We start from the raw sequence: 23,176 nt of genomic DNA on the forward strand, positions 1-23,176 counted from the left end.
GTCAATTTTATTGATGTTTATAATTCGACTTTAATTAACTATAGCAAGCGATTGTTTTTCAGCCAGTTTAAAAATTTGGCACAAAATTAGCTTATATGAACTCAGTTATGATAATTAGGGGTTCTAACTAATGGAAAACGTCCATATTCTGACGCAAAGGCTCACAACGCGTGGCGACTATTTGCCGTTTAATACTGAGCAATATATTAATCAAGAGCCAATGTTTGCTCATCGTCTAGTTGAAAAGCTGCAAACAACACTTGATATCGAAGAGCTTCTAGCCATTTATGCAGAGCATGCCGAACGTATCATCAAATTGTCAGGTCTACAGTTTCACACTGCATTAGGCGCTTTTCAGTTAAAAGACAGTGATAAACAGTACACACCTTTTAGTTTCGATTTAGACCTCAATGGCGAGCATTTAGGTAAACTGGTGTATTTTTGCCAATACCAATTAAGCACAGCTATTAAAAGCAAGCTGCAATCTATACACCAAGTTTTAGTTTACCCATTGCGAAACGCATTGATGTATCAGCGTGTTTTACAACTGGCAACGAAAGACTCATTAACTGGTCTATATAACCGCAGCCAATTTAATGACAACCTCGTTCAGAAGATTGAAAATGGCCGTCGTCATCAACGTAAATTTAGTTTGATGCTGCTTGATTTAGACAACTTTAAACAAGTAAACGATAACTTTGGCCACAAAGCGGGTGATGATGTACTCATAGAGTTTTCAAATATTTTAAAAGCCTCGATTAGAGCAACTGACAGTGTGTATCGCTTCGGCGGAGATGAATTTGCAATTCTGATTGATGATCCAGAATTTGTTACTAATAAATTGATTGCAGAGCGCATTATGGCATCTGTCGAACACTGCGAACTGATGACTAAATATGAAGTGACCACCAGTATTGGCTTCACATTAGCAGAAAGTTCAGACTGCGAAGATAATATCTTTGCTAGAGCCGATAAAGGCTTATATAAAGCGAAGGCCGCAGGCAGAAACTGCGCACGCGCTATCTAAACAACTCGCCAAAGTAAGCCCCTAACTTACTTTGGCGCTTTCCCCTCGCTATTGCTTTGACTTGCTCCACAGCAAATAACCAAACAAACAAGCAGAAGCTCCAAAGAAAAAAGCATTGATTAACCATGCCAGAGCAACAAAACTAGGTAACTCCGCCATCACCACCAAAACCAATGGCATTAAAAGCGCGAAAATAAAAAAGCTGCCACCTTTACCGTGCCAATAGCTCAGTAATAAAATCACGGTGACCATACCAAGCACTATCGCTGAGATTAAATTACCAACGATTAGCTCACTAACCACAGCTAAAGGAATAAAAAGCAGTAAGGTGAATACCATGCCGATGGGGGATTTTTGCGCCAACGATTGACCAATTTTTCTCTGTTGCATATTAGGTTAACTCCCAAGAAATACCGCTACCCTCACTGATATAATCAGCAGATACAAAATGGCCCACAACCTGTACAAGGTTATCGTCGTAAAACACTAAGGGGATATTATCACGCTGCCAAGTGGGGACTTTTAATTCTTTAAGCCAATATTTTAACGTATTACTGCGTACTTTCTTATATGGTTTTATTTGTGACTTTAACAGCCCAAAACGGATAGAAACGCGCTCATGCTCAAAAGGCAGTCTTAGTAATCCACCAGACTCGCACTTTAACGTCGTTTTATCATTTAACACTAGCGTCGTGCTTTCGATGTTTTCAACGTTATTTGGAGTGGCGTCCTGCGCATCAAAATACAACTTATCTCTATAACGTCTAATCGCCCCTTTCGATAACTGCACTTGCATTTGTGCATCTTCACGACTTTCTAGGCTTTGCGTTAAGATCTGTGACATTTGCGCCTTTGACGGCATCACTATCCCTAAATCGTTTAACCATGCTCTCACCACATTGCTCTGTCTAAGTTCGCTAAACTGCTTTAACTCATTGAGCTTAAGTGTAATAGGCACATCGCTTTTATCTTTACAGCGCGATAAATCAGCTTGGCTTATTTCATCAATTAAGGCTTGCTGTTGCTGTAACAGTTCAATACTGCGCAGCGTACTTTTTAAGAAACCATTAAAGCGTTTTTTCAGCGGCGGAATAATTTGGTTGCGTAAAAAATTGCGATCGAACTTATCATCTTGATTCGACTCATCTTCGATATGCGCTAAAGAAAAAGTGCGAGCAAATGCTTCAATGTCTTCTCGTGAGATGTTCAATAGTGGCCTAATACATTGCCTACCCGATGATAAACGAACTGTATCTTGCATTGCACTGAGCCCTGTAAGGCCAGAACCACGCTTGAGTCGCAATAAGAAGGTTTCTAACTGATCATCCGCATGCTGACCTAATAAAATTAGATTGTCCTGCTCTGCTAGCTCATCAAGCGCCTGATAGCGCGCATCTCGAGCAAGCGCTTCAAGGGATTGTCTCGCTTTTGGCTGAACATTAACGCACTTGGTTTTAAAAGGAATAGTCAGCAATAGACAAAGCTGCTCGCAGAACTTCTGCCAGTCTTGAGCGTTTTCAGATAAACCATGATTTACGTAAATAGCTTCGACTGAAATGGATTGGTTTGAATTTAGACTTTCAAGATAGGTCTTACACAAATGTAATAACACAACAGAGTCGACACCACCCGAAAGTGCTACCGTTAGGCCTGAGCCTAAATGTAATTTTGGCTCTAACGCTGTTTTAAACTGTTTAAATAAAGTGGTTTGTATCATAACTCTAAAACGCAAAAAAGCCGCATAATGCGGCTTTTTTCAAAAGCTTAAGCTTAGCAATAACCAAACGACATTAGTCGCTTGTAACGCTGCTCAAGCATATCTTCTGTGCTTAATGCCGTTAGTTCAGCAAGGTCACGGTTAAGTTGAGCTTTTAAGTTTTTCGCCATCTCATCGTAGTTACGATGCGCGCCACCTAGTGGCTCGTCGATGATGTTGTTGATAAGGTCTAGCTCTTTTACACGCGTTGCCGATACACCCATGGCTTCTGCAGCAAGTGGCGCTTTTTCAGCACTCTTCCAAAGGATTGATGCACAACCTTCAGGAGAGATAACAGAGTACGTGCTGTACTGAAGCATGTTTACACGGTCGCCAACACCAATGGCAAGTGCTCCACCTGAACCACCTTCACCAATAACCGTACAAATTGTTGGTACTTTTAACGCAGCCATTACTTTTAAGTTACGTGCGATTGCTTCACTTTGACCACGCTCTTCAGCGCCAACACCTGGGTACGCCCCTGGCGTGTCAATGAATGTAATGATTGGCATTTTAAAACGCTCAGCCATTTCCATTAAACGAAGGGCTTTACGGTAGCCTTCAGGTTTTGGCATACCGAAGTTACGCTTAATCTTTTCTGCTGTATCACGACCTTTTTGCTGACCGATCACCATAACTGGTTTACCGTCTAAGCGCGCTACACCACCTAAAATTGCAGGGTCGTTTGCAAATGTACGGTCACCTGCAAATTCGTCAAATTCAGTAAAAATGCGCTCGATGTAATCACGTGCATATGGACGTAACGGGTGACGTGCAAGTTGAGAAACCTGCCATGCACCTAATCCAGAGAATACTTTTTCAGTTAGCTCTACGTTCTTTTCTTTTAAACGAGAAATTTCTTCTTCTAAGCTCAGGTCTAAACTGCCTGAACGGCTAACATTTTGTAATTCTTTAATTTTTGCTTCTAATTCAGCAATTGGAAGCTCAAAATCAAGATAATTGAGGCTCATGCTCTACAACCTAATTAATTAAATTCTAATTCTATATCTTGTGCCGCCAACTGAGATAATCGCGTTATAAGATCATCTGTTGGCGTCACACACCATTCTGTACCTAACGTTAGTTCTGCTAACGCATCAGGACGCTGATATTGAACCTTAACTTCGCAAGTGCCGAATTTATAAGGTTCTAAGACTTTTCGTAAATTATCGAAGAAGTTCGCGTCAATTTGCACCATATTTAGAGTCATTTTTATTGCTCTGATGCGTTTTTCACGCGCCTGAGCTATGGTACACACGTCTCTGGCTGTCATTGTAATGCCACCAGAGAAGTTATCAAAGCTGACCTGTCCAGATATTACCAAGATTTGGTTAATTTGCAGCAATTCTTGATAAGTTTCGTACTGTTCAGGAAATAAGCGTACATCAATTCGGGCACTTTTGTCATCTAAAGTTATTAAACCCCAACGTTGATTTCGTTTATTAATCAGCGTTCTTGCATTAATCACCAAACCGGCAGCCGTTGCGCTAACATCACGGTTAGTCGGCTGTAAGTCAACCAGTTTACCCGACGTATAGTGTTTTAACTCTTTACGATACTGATTGATTGGGTGACCCGTTAAATATAAGCCTAAGGTTTCTTTCTCACCGTTTAGCCATTCTTTATCGGGCATAGGTAAAGCAGATTCAAACGCTTGTTCCACTTCATCTGGCTCTGTCGCTAGTAAGCCAAATAGATCACTTTGACCTATCGCTTCTGCTTTATGATGCTGTTCGGCAGCTTTCATAGCAGCGGGTAAGCTGGCAATTAAGATTGAACGACCAGCTTGATTTTGCTCAGGGCCAAGTTTATCTAAAGCACCTGCATAAATCAGTTTTTCAACCACACGCTTATTTAAACGCTTTAAATCAACACGAGCGCAGAAATCAAATAAGTCTTTAAACTCACCACCTTGCTCACGGGCTTCGAGAATAGCTTCAACCGGGCCTTCACCCACCCCTTTAATCGCACCGATACCGTAAACAATTTCGCCCTTTAAGTTTACAGTAAACTTATATAAACCTTCATTGACGTTAGGCGGCAATAAGGCCAACTTCATGTTTTCACATTCATCAACCAGGGTAACGATTTTATCGGTGTTATCCATATCCGCCGACATTACTGCAGCCATAAACTCAGCTGGGTAATGGGTTTTCATCCATAGCGTTTGATATGAAACCAGTGCATAAGCTGCTGAGTGAGATTTGTTAAAGCCGTAACCTGCGAACTTTTCTACCAAGTCGAAGATCTTCATGGCGAGTTCGCCATCAACACCGTTGTTTACAGCACCCTCTTCGAAGGTTGAACGCTGCTTCGCCATTTCTTCAGGCTTTTTCTTACCCATCGCACGACGAAGCATGTCAGCGCCACCTAGCGTATAACCTGCCAGCACCTGCGCGATTTGCATTACCTGTTCCTGATAGAGGATGATCCCGTAGGTTGGCTCTAGAATAGGTTGCAAACTGTCGTGCTGATACTGCGCATCAGGGTATGAAATGTCTTCTCGGCCATGCTTACGGTCGATGAAGTTATCTACCATGCCCGATTGCAGTGGACCCGGTCGGAACAGGGCTACTAGTGCGATCATATCTTCGAAGCAGTCGGGCTTAAGACGACGAATCAGATCTTTCATACCACGTGATTCAAGCTGGAACACCGCAGTGGTTTCGGCGCGAAGTAAAAGCTCAATACTCGGTTTGTCATCAAGTGGGATGGCATTAATATCAACAGGCTCTTTACCTTCTCGAGCTAAACGCTCGTTGGTCATATCTAGCGCCCATTGCAAGATTGTCAGTGTTCTTAGACCTAAGAAGTCAAATTTAACCAAGCCCGCAGTTTCAACGTCATTCTTATCAAATTGCGTAACCGGGAACTTACCTTCTTCATCGCAATACAGCGCGGCGAAGTCAGTAATGGTCGTTGGCGAGATAACAACACCACCGGCGTGCTTACCAGCATTACGTGTACAGCCTTCAAGGATGCGACACATGTCGATAAGCTCTTTTACTTCTTCATCACCATCGTAAGCTTCAGGTAGACGCGGCTCGACATCAAAAGCTTTGGCTAGTGTCATACCCGGATCTGGCGGTACTAACTTTGATATACGGTCAACGAAGCCATACGGGTGACCGAGTACACGACCTACGTCACGTATTACTGCTTTTGCGGCCATAGTACCGAAAGTGATGATCTGAGATACCGCATCACGGCCATATAACTTAGCTACGTGATCGATTACCTCGTCTCGTCTATCCATACAGAAGTCGACGTCGAAGTCGGGCATCGAAATACGTTCAGGGTTAAGGAATCGCTCAAATAGTAAGTCAAATTCAAGGGGATCAAGGTCTGTGATCTTCAGAGCATAAGCCACTAATGAACCAGCACCCGAACCACGCCCGGGTCCTACTGGAATATTGTTATCTTTACTCCACTGGATGAACTCCATTACGATCAAGAAGTAACCGGGGAATCCCATTTGGTTGATAACGTCGAGTTCGATTTTAAGACGTTCATCATACTCAATGCGTTTTTCTTTACGTTCATCTTCGTCAGGGAATAAAAACTGCAAACGCTCTTCAAGACCGTCTTCAGATACTTTAACCAAGAAGTCTTCAATTTTTAAATCACCAGTCGGGTAATCCGGTAAGAAGTAAGTTCCAAGCTGCACGGTCACATTACAGCGTTTCGCAATTTCAACCGTGTTCTCAAGCGCTTCAGGAATATCGCTGAACAACTCAATCATTTGCTCAGGCGTTTTTAAATACTGCTCTTTTGAGAATCGTTTTGGACGACGTTTGTCTTCAAGTGTGTAACCATCGTGGATCGCAACACGAATTTCATGGGCATCAAAGTCATGTTCATGCAAAAACACCACTTCATTGGTAGCAACAACCGGCAAGTCACGTTGCTCAGCCAGTTTCACCGCCTCATGTAAGTAATCTTCTTCGTCGGCCCGACCCGTTCGGATCAGCTCAAGATAAAAATGATCTTTGAAGTGTTCTTCATAGAAAGCAACGGTATCTAATGCCAACTGATGGTTATGCTTTAGAAGCGCTTTACCCACATCGCCGTCTTTACCACCTGAAAGTAAAATTAAGCCTTCTTTATGCTCAGCAAGCCATTGTTTATCAACCACTGGACGATGGAATACATGACCACGCTGATAGGCTCTCGAGATAAGTAAAGTCAGGTTTTTGTAGCCGTCGTTATTTTTAGCAAGTACCACCAAACGGCACGGCTCTTCAGGAAACTCATCACTTTTAAGCCAGATATCCGCCCCGACGATTGGCTTAATACCTGCACCATGCGCCCCGCCATAGAAACGTACAAGGCCACATAAGTTCATTTGATCAGTAATAGCAAACGCTGGAAGCGCTAACTCTTGTGCTCGCGCAACAATCGGCTTGGTCTTTGCCAAGCCATCAACCATAGAAAAGTCACTGTGAACGCGTAAATGAACAAACTGCGGTGCTGGCATTATTGCTCCTTACTTTGCAAAATTCGCTGTACAGGCTTAAACGACGTGCGGTGGTGTGGCGTTGCCCTATATTGCTCTAGCGCGGCAAAATGCGCTTTCGTTGGATAGCCTTTATGACTTGCAAAGCCATATTCTGGGTATTGTGCATCAAGCTCTAGCATTTCTTGGTCACGTGCAACTTTTGCTAAAATTGACGCTGCACTGATCTCTTCCACTAAACTATCGCCTTTAACCACGCTCTGCGCTGCCATGCTAAGTTTTGGTAAACGGTTGCCGTCTACAAATACAAATTCTGGCTGAATAGTCAGACCTTCGACAGCACGACTCATAGCAAGCATGGTCGCATGTAAAATATTCAGCTCGTCAATTTCAGCCACACTGGCACGGGCAATGTGGTAGCAAAGTGCTTTCTCTTTAATTTCTTCAGCGAGCGCATTACGCTTTTTTTCTGAAAGCTTTTTAGAATCAGCAAGGCCTTCAATGGGCTTACTCGGATCTAAAATAACCGCAGCGGTGACAACATCACCCACTAGTGGGCCACGGCCAACTTCGTCTACACCGGCAATATATTTAACATTTGGTCGTTCAATTTGCATTTATAAGCTCCTTAACTGCTAGAGCCGCTTGTTTGCTGGCATCAAGTCGAATGTTGTTATGAATATCGTAAAATTTATCAATCAGTGCTTGGCTATCGCCTTTTAGCATAGGAAAGAGCGCATCGGCTAGCGCATCGCTATTACATTCATCTTGTAAAAATTCAGGTACTAAGGGCGCATCAGCCAATAAATTAGGAAGAGAGAAATACTTAATATTAAAAGTAAAAAAGGTTTTGAAGATCCAATAACTCACAGGCTTAAACTTATACCCGACCACCATAGGCTTTTTATACAACATGGCTTCAAGTGTCGCAGTACCTGAGGCAAGTAAAACAGCATTTGCCGCAGTCATCGCTTCACTAGATTGGCCGTCTAGCAGCTGGACTTTTAGGTTTGGTGCAGCTTTTTCTTTTATCTCAGTGAATTGCGCTTTGCGTTTATCGTTTACTAAAGGCACGATAACTTTTAATTCAGGAATACGCTCTTGCAACTTTTGCGCAGTTTGCAGATACGTCTCACTTAATAAGCCAACCTCAGAGCCGCGACTGCCCGGAAGAAGCGCTAAAACTATATCTTCAGCAGAAAGGTTTAACTTAGCCCTTGCTGCATTGGTATCGGTTTCAAGTGGAATGTCATCTGCTAAAGTATGGCCGACAAACGTACACGGTACTTCATGTTTGTCATAGAAAGCTTTTTCAAATGGCAATAACGACAAAACCAAGCTGGTTGCTTCTGCAATATTAAAGATACGTTTTTGACGCCAAGCCCACACTGAAGGACTCACGTATTGTACTGTTTTAATACCAGCCGCTTTTAAAGGCTTTTCTACACGAAGGTTAAAGTCTGGCGCATCAATACCCACATAGACATCCGGTGGGTTATCTATAAAATGCTGGACTAGCTGTTTTCTGATTTTCAGTAAACGAGGTAAGCGTCCTAAAACTTCGACTAGCCCCATCACTGAGAGCTCTTCCATATCGAATAAACTCTCACAGCCTTCAGCCTGCATTTTAGGGCCTGCAATGCCGATAAAACGTGCATTCGGATAATGTACTTTCAACGCTTTGATTAAGCCTGCACCCAAAATATCGCCGGACAACTCGCCCGCGACAACACCAATCGTGATTGGCTGTGTATTTGTCGTCATGTTCTAATTCTTTTTAAATAAAAACGCCATACACGTTAAATTGTATGGCGTTTGTACATGCTTTAAATAAACCGCTGAGGCTAGCGAATGATGCCGCGCTCAGACGTGTCTAAGAAATCAATCATGCTTTGCACTGCTGTAAACTGCTTCGCGTCGTCAGCCAACGAAGCCACAGCTTCATCTAGCGTTAAGCCCTTTCTATAAAGTGCTTTATACGCTCTACGAACCGCCATAATTTCATCGCTTTCAAACCCACGGCGCTTCATACCCTCGGTATTCACTGCTGCAGGTTTTGCTGGCATACCTGTCGTTGTAACAAATGGTGGCACATCTTTACTCACACCTGAGTACATACCAATAAATGCATGCGCACCAATTTTACAGAACTGATGTACACCGGTATTACCGGCTAGAATAGCCCAATCACCTACATGAACGTGACCAGCTACACTTGCGCCATTTGAAAAAATGACATTATTACCAATCACTGCATCATGAGCAATGTGCGTGTAAGCCATAAATAAGTTGTTACTACCTATTTTAGTCACGCCTTGATCTTGAATAGTACCACGGTGTATCGTCGCACATTCTCGAACAATATTATTGTCGCCCATGATTAATTGAGTTGGTTCATCCTTGTACTTTTTGTCTTGGCAGGCTTCTCCAATAGACGCAAACTGATAAAAGTGATTACCTTTACCAATGGTCGAAGGCCCTTTAACAACTACGTGAGATTCAATAATCGTGTTATCTCCGATAACAACATCATTACCAATGTAGCTGTAAGGCCCTACTTTAACGTTTTCGCCAAGTTGGGCGCCTGGTTCAATAACTGCAGTAGGATGAATTAACATTAAAACTCTCTTCTTGCACACATAAGGTCTGCGCTACACACAACCTTACCATCTACTTTTGCTTCAGCTGAAAAACGCCAAATGTTACGACGCTCTTTTTCAAACTTAACATGAATATGCATTTGATCGCCTGGTACTACAGGCTGTTTAAAACGTGCATTATCAACGCCTGCAAACAAGTATAGCTCGTTGTCGCCAGTATTTTGCACTGTTTTAAAACCTAATAAGCCAGTTGCTTGCGCCATAGCTTCTAAAATAAGTACACCTGGGAAGATTTTTTGGTCAGGAAAGTGACCCGTAAAAATTGGCTCATTCACGGTAACATTTTTTACCGCATGCAAGTAATCACCCGGCTGAAAATCGACCACTTTATCTACCAAAAGCATAGGGTAACGGTGTGGTAATAAACGCATGATTTCTTGAACATCAAAACTGTTTAATTCGTTAGCCAAAATAGTATCCTTATTCATCAACTGTTTTTTGAGATGAGCGCGTTTCTAACTCTTTAATACGCTCTTTAAAATCAGATAAATTTCTAAAATGCGCCATGTTACGGCGCCATTCTTTGTTAGTGGTGTGTGGCATACCTGAAGAATATGCACCCGGTTCAGTGATTGACTTCGTCACCATGGTCATGCCAGTCAGCATTACACCATCACAAATATCAATATGGCCGTTTATACCGACAAGACCTGCAATTTGGCAATATTTACCAACGGTTGTACTGCCTGCGATAACTGAACAAGCTGCCATAGCACTACCTTGACCAATTTCAACATTGTGTGCGATTTGAATCTGGTTATCTAAAATCACATCGTCATGGATGATGGTGTCATCTAAAGCGCCACGGTCGATGGTTGTGCTCGCACCAATCTCGACGCGATCGCCAATAATCACTCTGCCTAGCTGTGGAATTTTCACCCATTTACCAGCCTCATTGGCATAACCAAAACCGTCGCTACCAATGACTGCACCAGACTGGAATAAACAATGTTCACCAATTTCAATATCATGATAAACACTTACATTAGCCCAAAGCTTTGTGCCCTGTCCTATTTTAGTATTTTCACCAACAAAGCACCCTGCGCCAATTTGTACGTTATCACCAAGCACAACACCCGCTGAAATAACCGCATTTGCGGCAACACTGACGTTTTCGCCAAGCTGTGCATTTTCATCTATAACGGCACTCGGGTGAATACCATTGGCACATGCCGGCGTAGTATCCATCATTTGCGCGAGTTTTGCGTAAGCGATATAAGCGTCTTTTACGATTACCTTATTGCCTGAGAACAGTGAGGCTTCTTTTTCAGAAATAATCACTGCACCCGCTTGAGTTTCATCAAGCTGAGTACGGTATTTTTTATTTGCCAAAAAAGCGATATCTGTTTCTTTAGCATTCGCTAAAGTTGCTATCTTCTCAATACAATGAGACGCATCCCCCTCGAGGGATGCGTCTAAAAATTCGCTAATTTGAGCGAGGGTATATTGTTTTGTCATTACTTTTTGCTAACTGCTTCAACAACCTTGCTAGAAAGGTCGGTTACTTTATCAGGGTTAAAGTAAATTGTCGTATCTTTTACTTTAACTTCATCAAACTTACCGTTTTTAGCTACAGCTTGAATGGTTTCAATGATTAGCTTTTGTACTTTTGCTAATTCTTGATTTTGACGTGCTTTAATTTCTTGCTCTAAAGGGCGACCTTTTTCAGCAAGTTGCTTTTGCATACCTTGAATTTTGTCGCGAAGCGCTGTTTTTTGCTCATCGCTCATTGTGGCACTTTCACGTTGAAATTTTTCCATTTCAAAACGCACATCACCTTGAAGCTTTTCTAGTTCTTGACGGCGCTCAGCAAATTCAGATTGAAGCTGCTGCTCAATTTTAGCCATTTGCGGGATTTGCTGGTAGATAGATTGCATATCTACAATACCTACTTTGTGCGCTAATGCACTTGCAGAAGTACCCATCATTAATGCTGCTAAAATGCTTAATGCCGTTGTTTTTATAATCGTTTTCACAAAAAACTCCTTAGAATGTATTCGTTATATTAAAGCTGATAGTTTTAGTTTCGTCTTTGTCTTCTTTCTTCAGTGGATAAGCAAAGCTAATCAGCATAGGTCCCATAGGGGAAATCCATTGTAGTGACAGACCTGTCGATACTCTGAAGCGACCTGGGTCTGCGAAGTCACGTAATTTATTAACCTGATCTTCCGCTAAGTCAGAGTAGCGGTCAATATCAAACTCGGTGTCCCAAACGTTAGCAGCATCAACGAAGAAACTCGTTCTGACAGAACTTGTATTCTCTTCATCTAAGAATGGCGTTGGAACGATTAATTCCATCCCTGCCACTGCTTTGGCATTACCACCAATTCGACCTGACAAATAGAGTTGGTCAAACTCTGATGCCGACCCAATTGTACCTGTTGAACTGCCATCAGGTAAAACTGACCCGTCAATTGGCTTAGTTACTCTTTTAATTGCCTCTGGCAGAATTGTATTTCTGTCAAATCCACGTAATTCTTCTTCAGTGATCCTGAAATACTCTTGGAACGGTAAAATTTGATCAAAACCGTTCGTTGAACCATATCCGTTACCATATGCTAATGCCGCTCTGGTAGAGAATACCCAACGGTGGTCATTACTGATTGGCCAATAGAAACGAGAATTGTAGTTAACCTTGAAGAAGTTAAGATCTGAATTCGGCGTTGTCGCATTCAAAGTTAATGACTGACGAGAACCCGCTGTCGGGAACATACCACGGTTAACCGTGATACGAGACCAACCTACACTTAACTCATATTTGGTAAATTCATAGGCTGCGTCTGGGTTATCAGGGTTAAAGAATGCCAAACGCATAATACGCGTTTGCTCATAATCGGCAATGTCAGATAAACTTTCTTCAATCCAGCGACCACCGAAATTGATACGGTTCACCGCATCGATTGGGAAGCCGAAGTTTGTACCAATACCATAACTCTTAGATTTATAAGGTACTAGACTAAACGCAGAAGAATCGTAATTACTATAGAAAATGCTAGTACCTTGCGATACACCATCAGGTGTAAAGTAAGGGTCAGTATATGAGATACTGTAGCGGTCTGAGCCTTTTGACGTGTTGATATTAAACGCTAACTGGTTACCAGTACCTAAGAAATTTGATTCACTAACACCAATATTGAACTGCAGACCTGCATATGAACCATACGCCACACCCGCTTGGAAGCTACCCGCAGGTTGCTCTTTAACGGTGAAGTCAACGTCAACTTGGTCATCAATACCGGCTATTGGTTTTACTTCAAACTCAACATTTTCCATGTAAGGTAGACGTTGAATCTGTAGTTTTGAACGCTCAAGACTCTGGTTAGATAGCCATGCACCTTCAAGTTGCGTCATTTCTCGACGCACAACTTCATCTGCGGTTATTTGGTTACCATTGACCATAATACGGCGAACATAAATACGGCTACCTGGATTGACTGACAGTGTTAGTTTTACTTCTTTATTCTCGTCATCAATTTCAGGGATAGTGCGAACTTCGGCATTCGCATAACCAAAGCGCGCTAAATAACTTTTAATGTATTCTTCTGAAGCCGTTACCACTGAGCCATTGTAAAGTTCACCCGATTTAAGCGGAATAATACTCTTCAGTAGCTCTTCACGACCTAATAAATCACCAATAAAGTCAAAGCCTTTAACCGTGTACTTTTCGCCCTCTGTGATATTCGCTGTGACATACACAGACTCACGTTCAGGGCTCACTGACACTTGTGTTGAGTCGATGTTAAAACGTAGATAGCCTTTATCTAGATAAAAGCTTCTGATTTTTTCTAAATCGCCTTCAATCGTTTGCTTTTGGTAACGATCATTTGACAAGAACTTCCACCAAGGCAAATCTTGTTGTGACTCAACAAGGTTTAATAGCTCTTCGTCAGAAAACAGTTCATTACCAACTAAGTTAATTTGTCTAACTGACGCTGCGTCACCTTCTTCAAAATCAAGATTTAAACGCACACGGTTACGTGGCAGCTCGGTGATGCTCACTTCGATCTTGGCATTATATTTACCAATGCTATGGAAGAAGTCGATCAAGCCTTTCTCTATGTTCGATAAAACAGTTCGATCTAAAGGCTCACCAGCACGGATATTCTGTTGCTCTAAACTGTCGTTTAATTGCTCATCTTTGATGTCTTTATTGCCATCAAATTCAATAGACGCAATTGTTGGTCTTTCTCTTACTTTGAAGATGAGAAGCTCATCATCACGGTAAACTGAAATGTCTTCAAAGTGGCCTGATTTATATAACGCTTTGACTGTTTGAGAAATCGTATATTCATCAATATTATCACCCACATTGATTGGAATATGGGTCAATGCAGCACCGAGTGCTACACGCTGTAAACCTTCAACTTTTAAATCTTCTACGATAAAGGAGCTTTGCCCAGCTGCCGCAAAGCTTGCGCCAAGTAAACTGGTTACTGCGAGATGTTTTTTTATCGGCATTTTATTATCTTTATCCTTTACAACTATTAGCGTACATAGCGCTTTGTGGCTTTAAATGACATTTTGGCTTATAACCTTGAAACATCATTAAGCAATGCAAAACAGGTTAGGCCTAGAAGCAACATCGCCCCAATTTTGTAACCTAACTCTTGTGTCTTTTCAGAGACTGGTTTTTTGCGAATAAGTTCAATTATGTAATACATTAAATGCCCGCCATCTAAAACTGGCAGCGGCAATAAATTAAAAACCCCAAGATTGACACTTATTAACGCTAAGAAACTGAGAAAAGCCACCAACCCATAACTGACACTAGTGCCCGCGCCTACTGCAATTCCTACTGGACCACTCAAATTATTGACTGACACTTTGCCGGTAATTAAGTTACCAATCATGTCAAAACTCAATGTGATCAATGCGTAGGTCTTTTGTACGCCAAGCACAATACTATCCAATGGCCCATAATGTCTAGTTTCAATGTACCCAGGCGGCCAACTTTCTAACTGAGGAACGACACCTAAAAAGCCTTGTTGGATGCCATTTTGCCCAGTTCTCGCTTCTGGGGTTACTGATAAGATTTGTCGATAACCATTTCTCATCACCTCAAGCTGAATGACTTTATTAGGTGAAGCTTGTACAAGACTGACCAGAGATTGCCATTGTTCGATTTCTTGACCATCTGCAGCAACAAGCTTATCGCCTACTTGTAAACCCGCTTGGCTTGCAGCTGAGCCTTTTGCAACATGACCAATAGTGAGTGTTAAAGCAGGTCTGTATGGCACAATACCAATCGCATCTAGTGGTGGTTGATCTTTTTTATCTAGCTTCCAACCAGTTAAGTCGATGGTACGTATCTGAATTTGCTGCTGTGCATCTTGCACTTTGACATCGACTGATTGCTCACCTAAATGAGACATCAAACTGAAGGTGACTTCTTGCCAAGAAAGTACATCTTGACCACCCATAGCTAAAATATGATCGCCCGACTGTAATTGTGCCGATGCAGCTCGGCTTTGCGCATGCACATCACCCACAACAGGTTTGGCATTTTGCACACCAATCATATACATGAGTGCCAGCGCGAAAATAGCAAAAATAAAGTTGGCCATTGGTCCTGCGACTACAATAGCAATGCGAGACCATACTGATTTGTTATTGAAAGAAAGATGTGCTTCGCTAGGGTCGACGGTTTCGACACGCTCGTCGAGCATCTTCACATAACCACCAAGTGGGATCATGGCAATCACATACTCAGTGCCAAGTTTGTCATGCCAACGACACAAAGGCTTTCCAAATCCTACTGAAAACCTTAAAACTTTTACGCCCGCTTTTCTTGCCACCCAAAAGTGCCCATATTCATGCACAGTTACTAAAATACCCAATGCAACAATAAACGAACCTAAGTGCCAGAAAAACTCAAACATAATCACTCCATGGTTTTAAGTATGTTTTTAGCTATAACTCTTGCTTCATTATCTTGAGCAAGTACATCATCAATACTTGAAAGGTTTGTAATCGCGATGCGATTAAGCACTTCAGCATTTACTTTATAAATATCAGTAAAACCAATTTGTTTATTCAAAAATGCTGCAACCGCAATTTCATTTGCCGCATTCACAGCAGTCGTAGCGGCTTGTCCTGTTTTACAAGCTTCAATCGCTAATGCTAAATTTGGGTAACGATGATAATCCGGTTTTGTGAAAGTAAAATCACAAATTTGTGAGAAATCTAAAGGTGCAACACCTGCATCAATTCGCTCAGGATAAGACAAGCCATATGCAATTGGTGTACGCATATCAGGTTGACCCATTTGTGCAATCACAGAGCCATCTTGATACTGTACCATCGAGTGGATCATGCTTTGCGGGTGAATAACCACTTCAATGTCGTCTGCATCACAGTTAAACAACCATTTAGCTTCAATAAACTCAAGCCCTTTATTCATCATGGTCGCAGAGTCTACTGAGATTTTCTGGCCCATAGACCAGTTTGGATGAGCAACGGCTTCTTCAACGGTTACATTCGCTAAGGTATTAATATCACGATTTAAAAAAGGTCCGCCAGAACCTGTTAAAAGTATTTTACGAATACCAAACTGTTCAAGTTTAGGATCTGAATGCTGCTGGAAAGCACTTGGTAAGCTTTGATAGATAGCATTATGTTCGCTATCTATCGGCAACAAGGTCGCACCATGTTGCTTCACTTTATCCATAAAGATTTGGCCTGACATCACCAAAGACTCTTTATTCGCTAAAAGTACTTTTTTGCTGTGCTCGACCGCACTGATTGTCGGCAACAAACCTGCAGCACCAACAATCGCGGACATCACAATATCAACCTCACTGTGAGAAACCACATCTCGCATTGCTTGAACGCCTGTCAGAACCTGAATCTCTGATCCTGCTAAGTCATCCTTTAGTTGCTTTGCTGCTTGCTCACATTGCATCACCGCAAATTTTGGCTTAAATGTCTGACACTGCTGGCGCATCACCTCAACATTACGACCTGCTACGAGTGCAAATACCGCAAATTTATCAGCGTTACGTGCAATCACGTCTAAAGTAGAAACACCGATTGACCCTGTTGAGCCAAGGATCGCTACCTGCTGAATGCTCATAAAGCCACCGTCCACGCATAGCAAAGTGCAAATATCGGTGCTGCAGCTGTTAAGCTATCAATACGGTCTAAAATACCACCATGGCCAGGTAGGCAACTGCCAGAATCTTTCAAACCTGCTTCACGTTTAAACATACTTTCGAGTAAGTCGCCCACGGCTGAAAATAATGCAATAAACACAGTTAATAAGGCATAAACTGGCCACATGGCTTGTTCGACGTCTGCACAGGCACAGAAGATAACGACAAAAATAACCGCAGTAAGTAAACCACCTACTAACCCTTCAATGGTTTTGTTTGGGCTTACTTTTGGCATTAACTTGTGCTTACCTAGGTTTTTACCTGCAAAATAAGCACCTATATCAGCACTCCAAACGATGCCTAATACCACCATAATTAGGGTTGAACCGAATAGCTCAGATTGTTGATATTCAGCACTGCGCAAAACATTGAGTGCGAGCCAAAGCGGTACGAGTGTCAATAAGCCAGCCACCGCTTTCATTACCAGACCTTCTGACCACGCGCGAGACATACTTGGATATTTAACAACAAGAAAAGTAGCAACTAACCACCAGGCAAATGCAAGCGTGAAAACATAGTTTGCATCAGACAGTAATTGTCCGTTTTGCCAAAGTGATTCAATAGGCCAATGCAGGTGAAGTGCGCTAAGAATAGCGGCGACTAAAGCCACGAATGTGCCTCTTTGCGCCATTTTTTTCAGGCCCATCAATGAAGACCATTCCCAAGCACCTAACAGGGTAATCGCACCCGCTATAAAACTAAATAGTGATAGCGGTGTATAAAACACCAAAAGCATAGCCAGTGGTGCTAATACCACTGACGTTAAAATACGTAATTTAAGCAAATTAATAACCTTTAACTTGTTGTTTTGGACTCGGCAAGTAATTGTTTTATTTGTTCGCCGGTACAGCCAAAGCGTCGCTCTCGAGATACAAAACAGGCAATTGCCTCAGAAAAAGCCTCTTCATTAAAATCAGGCCAAAGTGTATCTGTAAAATAGAGCTCAGCATAAGCTGCCTGCCAAAGTAAAAAGTTGCTGATGCGGCAATCTCCGCCAGTCCTTATCAACAAGTCTAATTCACTTTGATCTGCCATACTTAATTGTGCTGACAAAGCGTCTTCTGTGATATCTTTCACAGTAAGTTGACCATCTTGTACTTGCTGCGCCATAGATTGAGCGGCTTGTACAATATCCCAACGGCCACCGTAATTTGCCGCAACATTTAATTTCAGACCTGTATTATTAGCGGTTAATTCATGTGCCGCTTTTACCCTATCTTGTAAGGATTCAGGAAAGCGTGAAATGTCACCAATAATAGTCAGTTTTACATTATTCTTATGTAGTTTTTTAACTTCTTTAGATAAGACGAATAAAAACAGTTCCATTAAGGTACTGACTTCATCTTCAGGTCGTCGCCAATTTTCACTGCTAAAAGCAAAAAGCGTCAACGATTCAATACCCAGTTTTGTACAAAACTGAACAGCCGAACGAACGGAATCTACACCCTTTTTGTGTCCGTATGTACGAGGACGATTGCGGCTTTGCGCCCATCGCCCATTCCCGTCCATGATAATAGCAACATGTTTAGGCAAAGACTGCTTTGAAACTGTTTCAGTACTTAAAACCATAATTCCGATTTAGGTAAAAAAAAACGCCGCCTAGTATACCCTAGACGGCGTTTCAAAACTAATAAATTTGAGCTGGTTAGATTTCCATCAACTCAGCTTCTTTCGCGCTTAGTTGAGTATCCATTTCTTTAACATACTTGTCTGTTAACTTTTGGATCTCTTCTTCACCCTGACGCGCTTCATCTTCAGAGATGTCTTTGTCTTTTAGTAGCGACTTGATATCACCATTGGCATCACGGCGGATGTTACGAATAGCAACACGACCACCTTCAACTTCACCACGTACAATCTTGATAAGATCTTTACGACGCTCTTCTGTTAGTGGAGGAAGCGGTACGCGGATCACTGTACCTGCAGACATAGGGTTTAGACCTAAATCTGAAGACATAATCGCTTTTTCAACAGCTTGCGCTAAAGACTTATCAAATACATTGATTGCTAATGTACGTGAATCTTCAGTCGTTACGTTTGCTACTTGGTTTAGAGGCGTGTCTGCGCCGTAGTAAGAAACAGTGATGCCGTCTAATAATGCAGGGTGTGCACGACCAGTACGTATTTTAGATAGCTGGCTAGCAAGTGCTGCCACGCTTTTTTTCATGCGCTCTTCAGCGTCTTTTTTAATATCGTTAATCACAATTCAATCCTAGTCTTTGTAGATTATTCAGCTACTTGTGAAGAAATAAGGGTACCCTCTTCTTCACCCATGATAACGCGTTTAAGCGCACCAGGTTTATTCATGTTGAATACACTTAAAGGCATATTGTGGTCACGAGCTAGCGTAAATGCCGCTAAGTCCATAACCTTTAATTCTTTGTCGATCACTTCATTATAAGATAAGTGACGGTGAAGTGTCGCGTCTGGGTTCTTCACTGGATCGTCACTGAATACACCGTCAACTTTCGTTGCTTTAATTACTGTGTCAGCTTCGATTTCAATACCGCGTAAACACGCTGCAGAGTCTGTAGTGAAGAATGGGTTGCCTGTACCAGCAGAGAAGATCACTACGCGGCCAGACTTCAATAAGCTAATTGCTTCAGCCCAGTTGTATGCGTCACATACACCATTAAGCGGAATAGCAGACATAAGACGTGCGTTTACAAATGCACGGTGAAGTGCGTCACGCATTGCTAAACCGTTCATTACAGTTGCTAGCATACCCATATGGTCGCCAACTACGCGGTTCATGCCCGCTTCTGCTAATGAGCCACCACGTAAGAAGTTACCGCCACCGATAACTAAACCTACTTCTACGTCGAGTTCTACAAGCTCTTTGATTTCTTGCGCCATACGATCCAATACTTTTGGATCAATACCAAAGCCTTCGTCTCCCATTAAAGCTTCACCGCTTAATTTAAGAAGAACGCGTCTAAAAACAGGTTTTCTATTCGTAGTCATAATCTCAGGGCCATATGTAAAAGTGGGGATAAAAAATAACCGCGCTTATGAAACTCATAAATGCGCGGTTATTCTAAAGAATTTTCAGCATTGAAGCAAAAGCAAATGCTGCCTAAATATGGCTTTTTGCCTCTGCTTCATGAGTAAAATTACTCGCCTTTAGCTGCTGCGATTTGCGCTGCAACTTCTGCTGCGAAATCTTCTTCTTTCTTCTCGATGCCTTCACCAACTTCTAAACGGATGAAGTTAGAAACTGAAGCGCCTTTCTCTTTAAGGAATTCGCCAACAGATTTCTTAGGTTCCATGATGAACGCTTGACCAGTAAGAGAGATCTCACCAGTGAACTTCTTCATACGACCTACAACCATCTTCTCAGCGATTTCTGCAGGCTTACCTTCGTTCATAGCGATTTCAACTTGAACAGCTTTTTCTTTTTCAACAACTTCAGCTGGAACGTCTTCAGGGTTAACGAAGTCAGGCTTAGAAGCAGCAACGTGCATAGCAACGTGCTTAAGTGTTTCTTCGTCAGCGTCACCAGTTACAACAACACCGATACGGTCGCCGTGACGGTAAGCAGAAAGGTTCTCACCATCGATGTACTCAACGCGACGAACGTTGATGTTTTCACCGATTTTAGCAACTAGCGCAACACGAGTTTCTTCGAACTGAGCTTTAAGCGTTTCGATGTCTGCTTTTGATTCAGCAGCAGCGTCAAGAACAGTGTTAGCGAAACCTAGGAAGTTTTCGTCTTTAGCAACGAAGTCAGTTTGACAGTTAACTTCTAGAAGTGCAGCAAAACCTTCGCCTTGCTTGATTAGGATTGTACCTTCTGCAGCGATGTTACCCGCTTTCTTAGCAGCTTTAGCAGCACCACTCTTACGCATGTTTTCGATAGCTAGCTCGATATCACCGTTAGTTTCAGTTAGTGCTTTTTTACAATCCATCATGCCAGCGCCAGTACGCTCGCGTAATTCTTTAACTAGGGCAGCAGTTACAGCCATTAGTATATCCTCAAATATGAAGTTTTTTTCGGGGTGCGGAATGACCGCTCTTCAAGAATATCAAGCCTTCACCTTATTTTGATGAAGGCTTGATGACAGCTAATTACTCAGCTTCTACGAAATCGTCGTTTTCAGCTTGTGCAACGATGTTGCTTTCACGACCTTCAGTGATAGCAGTTGCAACAGCACCAGTGTAAAGCTGGATAGCGCGGATCGCGTCATCGTTACCTGGTACGATGAAGTCAACGCCGTCTGGGTTTGAGTTAGTATCAACTACTGATACTACTGGAATACCTAGGTTGTTAGCTTCACGGATTGCAATGTGCTCGTGGTCAGCGTCGATTACAAAGATAGCGTCAGGAAGACCGCCCATATCTTTGATACCGCCAAGGCTCTTCTCAAGCTTTTCCATTTCACGCGTTTTCATTAGCGCTTCTTTCTTAGTTAGCTTTTCGAAAGTACCGTCTTGGCTTTGAGCTTCAAGGTCTTTAAGACGCTTGATTGATTGACGAACTGTTTTCCAGTTAGTCAACATACCACCTAACCAACGGTGATTTACGTAGAACTGCTCACTTTGAAGAGCTGCTTCTTTAACTGCTTCGCTTGCAGCGCGCTTAGTACCTACGAAAAGGATTTTGCCTTTGTTAGATGCAACGTTCTGTAAGAACTTAAGCGCATCGTTGAACATAGGAACAGTTTTTTCTAGGTTGATGATATGAACGCGGTTACGTGCACCGAAGATGAACGGCTTCATCTTAGGGTTCCAGTAACGTGCTTGGTGACCGAAGTGAACACCAGCTTGAAGCATATCGCGCATTGAAACGTTTGCCATTTTAATTTCCTCTAATATTTAGGGTTAGGCCTCCACATATCCCATAGCACCAACACGTAATATATAATTACCTGCACCCAAGTGTATGTGTCGATATGTGTGTGTGTTAATATAAAAAGTATGTTTGTCTTAACTACAAACTACCTTTAAAGATAAATTTGTAAAAAGACGGCGCGCTTTATACCATATTAAAGCGCCAGATTCAACGATACGTCTAAAATTTGTGCGTTATTGCAAAGTGAAAAATTAACGATTGGAGCCTCAATGAGTGCAGTGATTAAAACCCCTGAAGAAATCGAAAAAATGCGTGTTGCCGGTCGCTTAGCGGCTGAAGTCTTAGAAATGATCGAACCTCATGTGAAGCCTGGGGTAACAACTGAAGAGCTAAACACCATTTGTCACAATTATATTGTTGACGTTCAAGATGCGGTGCCTGCACCTCTAAATTATCATGGTTTTCCAAAATCAATTTGTACTTCAGTCAACCATGTAATTTGTCATGGCATCCCAAATGACAAGCCATTAAAAGATGGCGATATCATCAATATCGACATTACCGTGATCAAAGATGGTTACCACGGCGATACCTCAAAAATGTTCCATGTAGGTACGCCAAATATTCAGGGCAAACGTTTAGCCCAGATCACACAAGAAAGCTTGTACCTTGCAATTAAAATGGTTAAGCCAGGTGTACGTTTAGGTGACATCGGCGCTGCAATTCAAAAATACGCCGAAGGCTTTAGCTATTCTATCGTTCGTGAATACTGCGGCCACGGTATTGGTGCTGAATTCCATGAAGAGCCACAGGTTATGCACTATGGTAAACCTGGCACAGGCGAAACACTTAAAGCAGGTATGTGTTTAACGATTGAACCTATGGTGAATGCCGGTAAGCGTCAATGTAAACTTCTTAAAGATGGTTGGACGGTTGTCACTAAAGACCGTAGCTTGTCAGCTCAGTGGGAGCATACCTTGCTTGTTACTGACAATGGTGTTGAAATTTTAACACTACGCAATGATGAAACAATTGATCGTGTAATAGAACACAATTAAAATTTATTACTCTAATACTATAAATGCCAACTTAAAAAGTTGGCATTTTTTAGGATTTTATAAATCTAAGAAGCCTGTTCCTTCACATTTTCCTGAGACTCGGATCCTTTTAAATTCACCGCCTTCAAAATAAACATAATAAAGTACAGATCTATCACATATATAAGAACCACCACTTGGTAGAGCAATAGACTCACCAATAGGCGCAAGCGATGCAGCAATAAATGTTATTGAGGCAATTAAGCAAGTTTTAAATGTATTTTTCATGTCTTTTCC

Annotated in this window: 22 protein-coding genes; 2 read left to right on the forward strand and 20 right to left on the reverse strand. The window is 42.1% G+C overall.

Annotation, left to right across the window (positions count from 1 at the left end; all coding sequences use genetic code 11):
* Positions 1 to 130 precede the first annotated feature (130 nt).
* Positions 131 to 1,027, forward strand: coding sequence for a GGDEF domain-containing protein (locus tag AAEU28_RS04065; RefSeq protein WP_421963061.1), 897 nt, complete (start codon positions 131 to 133; stop codon positions 1,025 to 1,027).
* Positions 1,028 to 1,075: 48 nt separating this feature from the next.
* On the opposite strand, the gene AAEU28_RS04070 is transcribed toward AAEU28_RS04065, so the two are convergent.
* The 19 genes from AAEU28_RS04070 to rpsB form a co-directional block, all read right to left on the reverse strand.
* Positions 1,076 to 1,417, reverse strand: coding sequence for a hypothetical protein (locus AAEU28_RS04070; RefSeq protein ID WP_421963062.1), 342 nt, complete (start codon positions 1,415 to 1,417; stop codon positions 1,076 to 1,078).
* Between the two features lies 1 nt (position 1,418).
* Positions 1,419 to 2,744 carry a tRNA lysidine(34) synthetase TilS gene (gene tilS / locus AAEU28_RS04075; RefSeq protein WP_421963063.1) on the reverse strand — a complete coding sequence of 442 codons (1,326 nt, stop codon included), beginning with the start codon at positions 2,742 to 2,744 and terminating at the stop codon, positions 1,419 to 1,421.
* 53 nt (positions 2,745 to 2,797) lie between these two features.
* Positions 2,798 to 3,754, reverse strand: a complete 957-nt coding sequence (gene accA / locus AAEU28_RS04080) for an acetyl-CoA carboxylase carboxyl transferase subunit alpha (RefSeq protein WP_421963064.1) — start codon at positions 3,752 to 3,754, stop codon at positions 2,798 to 2,800.
* Between the two features lie 14 nt (positions 3,755 to 3,768).
* Positions 3,769 to 7,260: a DNA polymerase III subunit alpha gene (gene dnaE, locus AAEU28_RS04085; RefSeq protein WP_421963065.1), complete on the reverse strand. Its 3,492-nt coding sequence runs from the start codon at positions 7,258 to 7,260 to the stop codon at positions 3,769 to 3,771.
* A complete protein-coding gene (rnhB, locus tag AAEU28_RS04090) occupies positions 7,260 to 7,856 on the reverse strand; it encodes a ribonuclease HII (RefSeq protein WP_421963066.1) in 597 nt (198 codons plus the stop codon). Before rnhB ends, dnaE begins: the two co-directional genes overlap by 1 nt.
* Positions 7,846 to 9,003: a lipid-A-disaccharide synthase gene (gene lpxB / locus AAEU28_RS04095; protein WP_421963067.1), complete on the reverse strand. Its 1,158-nt coding sequence runs from the start codon at positions 9,001 to 9,003 to the stop codon at positions 7,846 to 7,848. The genes rnhB and lpxB overlap by 11 nt, the downstream gene beginning before the upstream one ends.
* 80 nt (positions 9,004 to 9,083) lie before the next feature.
* Positions 9,084 to 9,857, reverse strand: a complete 774-nt coding sequence (gene lpxA, locus AAEU28_RS04100; RefSeq protein ID WP_421963068.1) for an acyl-ACP--UDP-N-acetylglucosamine O-acyltransferase — start codon at positions 9,855 to 9,857, stop codon at positions 9,084 to 9,086.
* Positions 9,857 to 10,309, reverse strand: coding sequence for a 3-hydroxyacyl-ACP dehydratase FabZ (gene fabZ, locus AAEU28_RS04105; RefSeq protein ID WP_138481217.1), 453 nt, complete (start codon positions 10,307 to 10,309; stop codon positions 9,857 to 9,859). The genes lpxA and fabZ overlap by 1 nt, the downstream gene beginning before the upstream one ends.
* 10 nt (positions 10,310 to 10,319) lie before the next feature.
* Positions 10,320 to 11,357, reverse strand: coding sequence for a UDP-3-O-(3-hydroxymyristoyl)glucosamine N-acyltransferase (gene lpxD, locus AAEU28_RS04110; protein WP_421963069.1), 1,038 nt, complete (start codon positions 11,355 to 11,357; stop codon positions 10,320 to 10,322).
* A complete protein-coding gene (locus tag AAEU28_RS04115) occupies positions 11,357 to 11,827 on the reverse strand; it encodes an OmpH family outer membrane protein (RefSeq protein WP_421963096.1) in 471 nt (156 codons plus the stop codon). The genes lpxD and AAEU28_RS04115 overlap by 1 nt, the downstream gene beginning before the upstream one ends.
* Positions 11,828 to 11,885: 58 nt before the next feature.
* Complete coding sequence (gene bamA / locus AAEU28_RS04120) at positions 11,886 to 14,357, reverse strand: outer membrane protein assembly factor BamA (protein WP_421963070.1); 2,472 nt, start codon at positions 14,355 to 14,357, stop codon at positions 11,886 to 11,888.
* A 68-nt stretch (positions 14,358 to 14,425) separates the two neighbouring features.
* The gene (gene rseP, locus AAEU28_RS04125) at positions 14,426 to 15,778 is read right to left on the reverse strand and encodes a sigma E protease regulator RseP (RefSeq protein WP_421963071.1); all 1,353 of its coding nucleotides are present in this window, start codon (positions 15,776 to 15,778) and stop codon (positions 14,426 to 14,428) included.
* A gap of 2 nt (positions 15,779 to 15,780) precedes the next feature.
* Complete coding sequence (gene ispC / locus AAEU28_RS04130; RefSeq protein WP_421963072.1) at positions 15,781 to 16,971, reverse strand: 1-deoxy-D-xylulose-5-phosphate reductoisomerase; 1,191 nt, start codon at positions 16,969 to 16,971, stop codon at positions 15,781 to 15,783.
* Positions 16,968 to 17,834 carry a phosphatidate cytidylyltransferase gene (locus AAEU28_RS04135; protein WP_421963073.1) on the reverse strand — a complete coding sequence of 289 codons (867 nt, stop codon included), beginning with the start codon at positions 17,832 to 17,834 and terminating at the stop codon, positions 16,968 to 16,970. The genes ispC and AAEU28_RS04135 overlap by 4 nt, the downstream gene beginning before the upstream one ends.
* Before the next feature lie 11 nt (positions 17,835 to 17,845).
* The gene (locus tag AAEU28_RS04140; protein ID WP_421963074.1) at positions 17,846 to 18,619 is read right to left on the reverse strand and encodes an isoprenyl transferase; all 774 of its coding nucleotides are present in this window, start codon (positions 18,617 to 18,619) and stop codon (positions 17,846 to 17,848) included.
* A 76-nt stretch (positions 18,620 to 18,695) separates the two neighbouring features.
* The gene (frr, locus tag AAEU28_RS04145; RefSeq protein WP_421963075.1) at positions 18,696 to 19,253 is read right to left on the reverse strand and encodes a ribosome recycling factor; all 558 of its coding nucleotides are present in this window, start codon (positions 19,251 to 19,253) and stop codon (positions 18,696 to 18,698) included.
* Between the two features lie 23 nt (positions 19,254 to 19,276).
* Positions 19,277 to 20,014, reverse strand: coding sequence for a UMP kinase (gene pyrH, locus AAEU28_RS04150; RefSeq protein WP_421963076.1), 738 nt, complete (start codon positions 20,012 to 20,014; stop codon positions 19,277 to 19,279).
* A 149-nt stretch (positions 20,015 to 20,163) separates the two neighbouring features.
* Positions 20,164 to 21,015: a translation elongation factor Ts gene (tsf, locus tag AAEU28_RS04155; RefSeq protein ID WP_421963077.1), complete on the reverse strand. Its 852-nt coding sequence runs from the start codon at positions 21,013 to 21,015 to the stop codon at positions 20,164 to 20,166.
* A 103-nt stretch (positions 21,016 to 21,118) separates the two neighbouring features.
* On the reverse strand, positions 21,119 to 21,847 hold the full coding sequence (gene rpsB, locus AAEU28_RS04160) for a 30S ribosomal protein S2 (RefSeq protein WP_349286406.1): 729 nt from the start codon (positions 21,845 to 21,847) through the stop codon (positions 21,119 to 21,121).
* 264 nt (positions 21,848 to 22,111) lie between these two features.
* Here rpsB and map point away from each other — a divergent pair, with 264 nt between their 5' ends.
* Entirely contained in the window at positions 22,112 to 22,900 is a 789-nt protein-coding gene (gene map / locus AAEU28_RS04165) for a type I methionyl aminopeptidase (RefSeq protein ID WP_349286407.1), read from the forward strand.
* A 57-nt stretch (positions 22,901 to 22,957) separates the two neighbouring features.
* Here the strand turns inward: map and AAEU28_RS04170 are convergent, their stop codons facing one another.
* Positions 22,958 to 23,167, reverse strand: a complete 210-nt coding sequence (locus tag AAEU28_RS04170) for a hypothetical protein (RefSeq protein ID WP_421963078.1) — start codon at positions 23,165 to 23,167, stop codon at positions 22,958 to 22,960.
* Positions 23,168 to 23,176 lie beyond the last annotated feature (9 nt).

The sequence above is a fragment of the Pseudoalteromonas sp. SS15 genome (assembly GCF_049257195.1).
Taxonomy (GTDB): domain Bacteria; phylum Pseudomonadota; class Gammaproteobacteria; order Enterobacterales; family Alteromonadaceae; genus Pseudoalteromonas.

Coding starts and splice junctions, on each gene's coding strand:
- AAEU28_RS04065 (WP_421963061.1), top strand. CDS start 131: ATGGAAAACGTCCATATTCTGACGCAAAGGCTCACAACGCGTGGCGAC.
- AAEU28_RS04070 (WP_421963062.1), bottom strand. CDS start 1,417: ATGCAACAGAGAAAAATTGGTCAATCGTTGGCGCAAAAATCCCCCATC.
- tilS (WP_421963063.1), bottom strand. CDS start 2,744: ATGATACAAACCACTTTATTTAAACAGTTTAAAACAGCGTTAGAGCCA.
- accA (WP_421963064.1), bottom strand. CDS start 3,754: ATGAGCCTCAATTATCTTGATTTTGAGCTTCCAATTGCTGAATTAGAA.
- dnaE (WP_421963065.1), bottom strand. CDS start 7,260: ATGCCAGCACCGCAGTTTGTTCATTTACGCGTTCACAGTGACTTTTCT.
- rnhB (WP_421963066.1), bottom strand. CDS start 7,856: ATGCAAATTGAACGACCAAATGTTAAATATATTGCCGGTGTAGACGAA.
- lpxB (WP_421963067.1), bottom strand. CDS start 9,003: ATGACGACAAATACACAGCCAATCACGATTGGTGTTGTCGCGGGCGAG.
- lpxA (WP_421963068.1), bottom strand. CDS start 9,857: ATGTTAATTCATCCTACTGCAGTTATTGAACCAGGCGCCCAACTTGGC.
- lpxD (WP_421963069.1), bottom strand. CDS start 11,357: ATGACAAAACAATATACCCTCGCTCAAATTAGCGAATTTTTAGACGCA.
- AAEU28_RS04115 (WP_421963096.1), bottom strand. CDS start 11,827: ATGATGGGTACTTCTGCAAGTGCATTAGCGCACAAAGTAGGTATTGTA.
- bamA (WP_421963070.1), bottom strand. CDS start 14,357: ATGCCGATAAAAAAACATCTCGCAGTAACCAGTTTACTTGGCGCAAGC.
- rseP (WP_421963071.1), bottom strand. CDS start 15,778: ATGTTTGAGTTTTTCTGGCACTTAGGTTCGTTTATTGTTGCATTGGGT.
- ispC (WP_421963072.1), bottom strand. CDS start 16,971: ATGAGCATTCAGCAGGTAGCGATCCTTGGCTCAACAGGGTCAATCGGT.
- AAEU28_RS04140 (WP_421963074.1), bottom strand. CDS start 18,619: ATGGTTTTAAGTACTGAAACAGTTTCAAAGCAGTCTTTGCCTAAACAT.
- pyrH (WP_421963076.1), bottom strand. CDS start 20,014: ATGACTACGAATAGAAAACCTGTTTTTAGACGCGTTCTTCTTAAATTA.
- tsf (WP_421963077.1), bottom strand. CDS start 21,015: ATGGCTGTAACTGCTGCCCTAGTTAAAGAATTACGCGAGCGTACTGGC.
- rpsB (WP_349286406.1), bottom strand. CDS start 21,847: ATGGCAAACGTTTCAATGCGCGATATGCTTCAAGCTGGTGTTCACTTC.
- map (WP_349286407.1), top strand. CDS start 22,112: ATGAGTGCAGTGATTAAAACCCCTGAAGAAATCGAAAAAATGCGTGTT.
- AAEU28_RS04170 (WP_421963078.1), bottom strand. CDS start 23,167: ATGAAAAATACATTTAAAACTTGCTTAATTGCCTCAATAACATTTATT.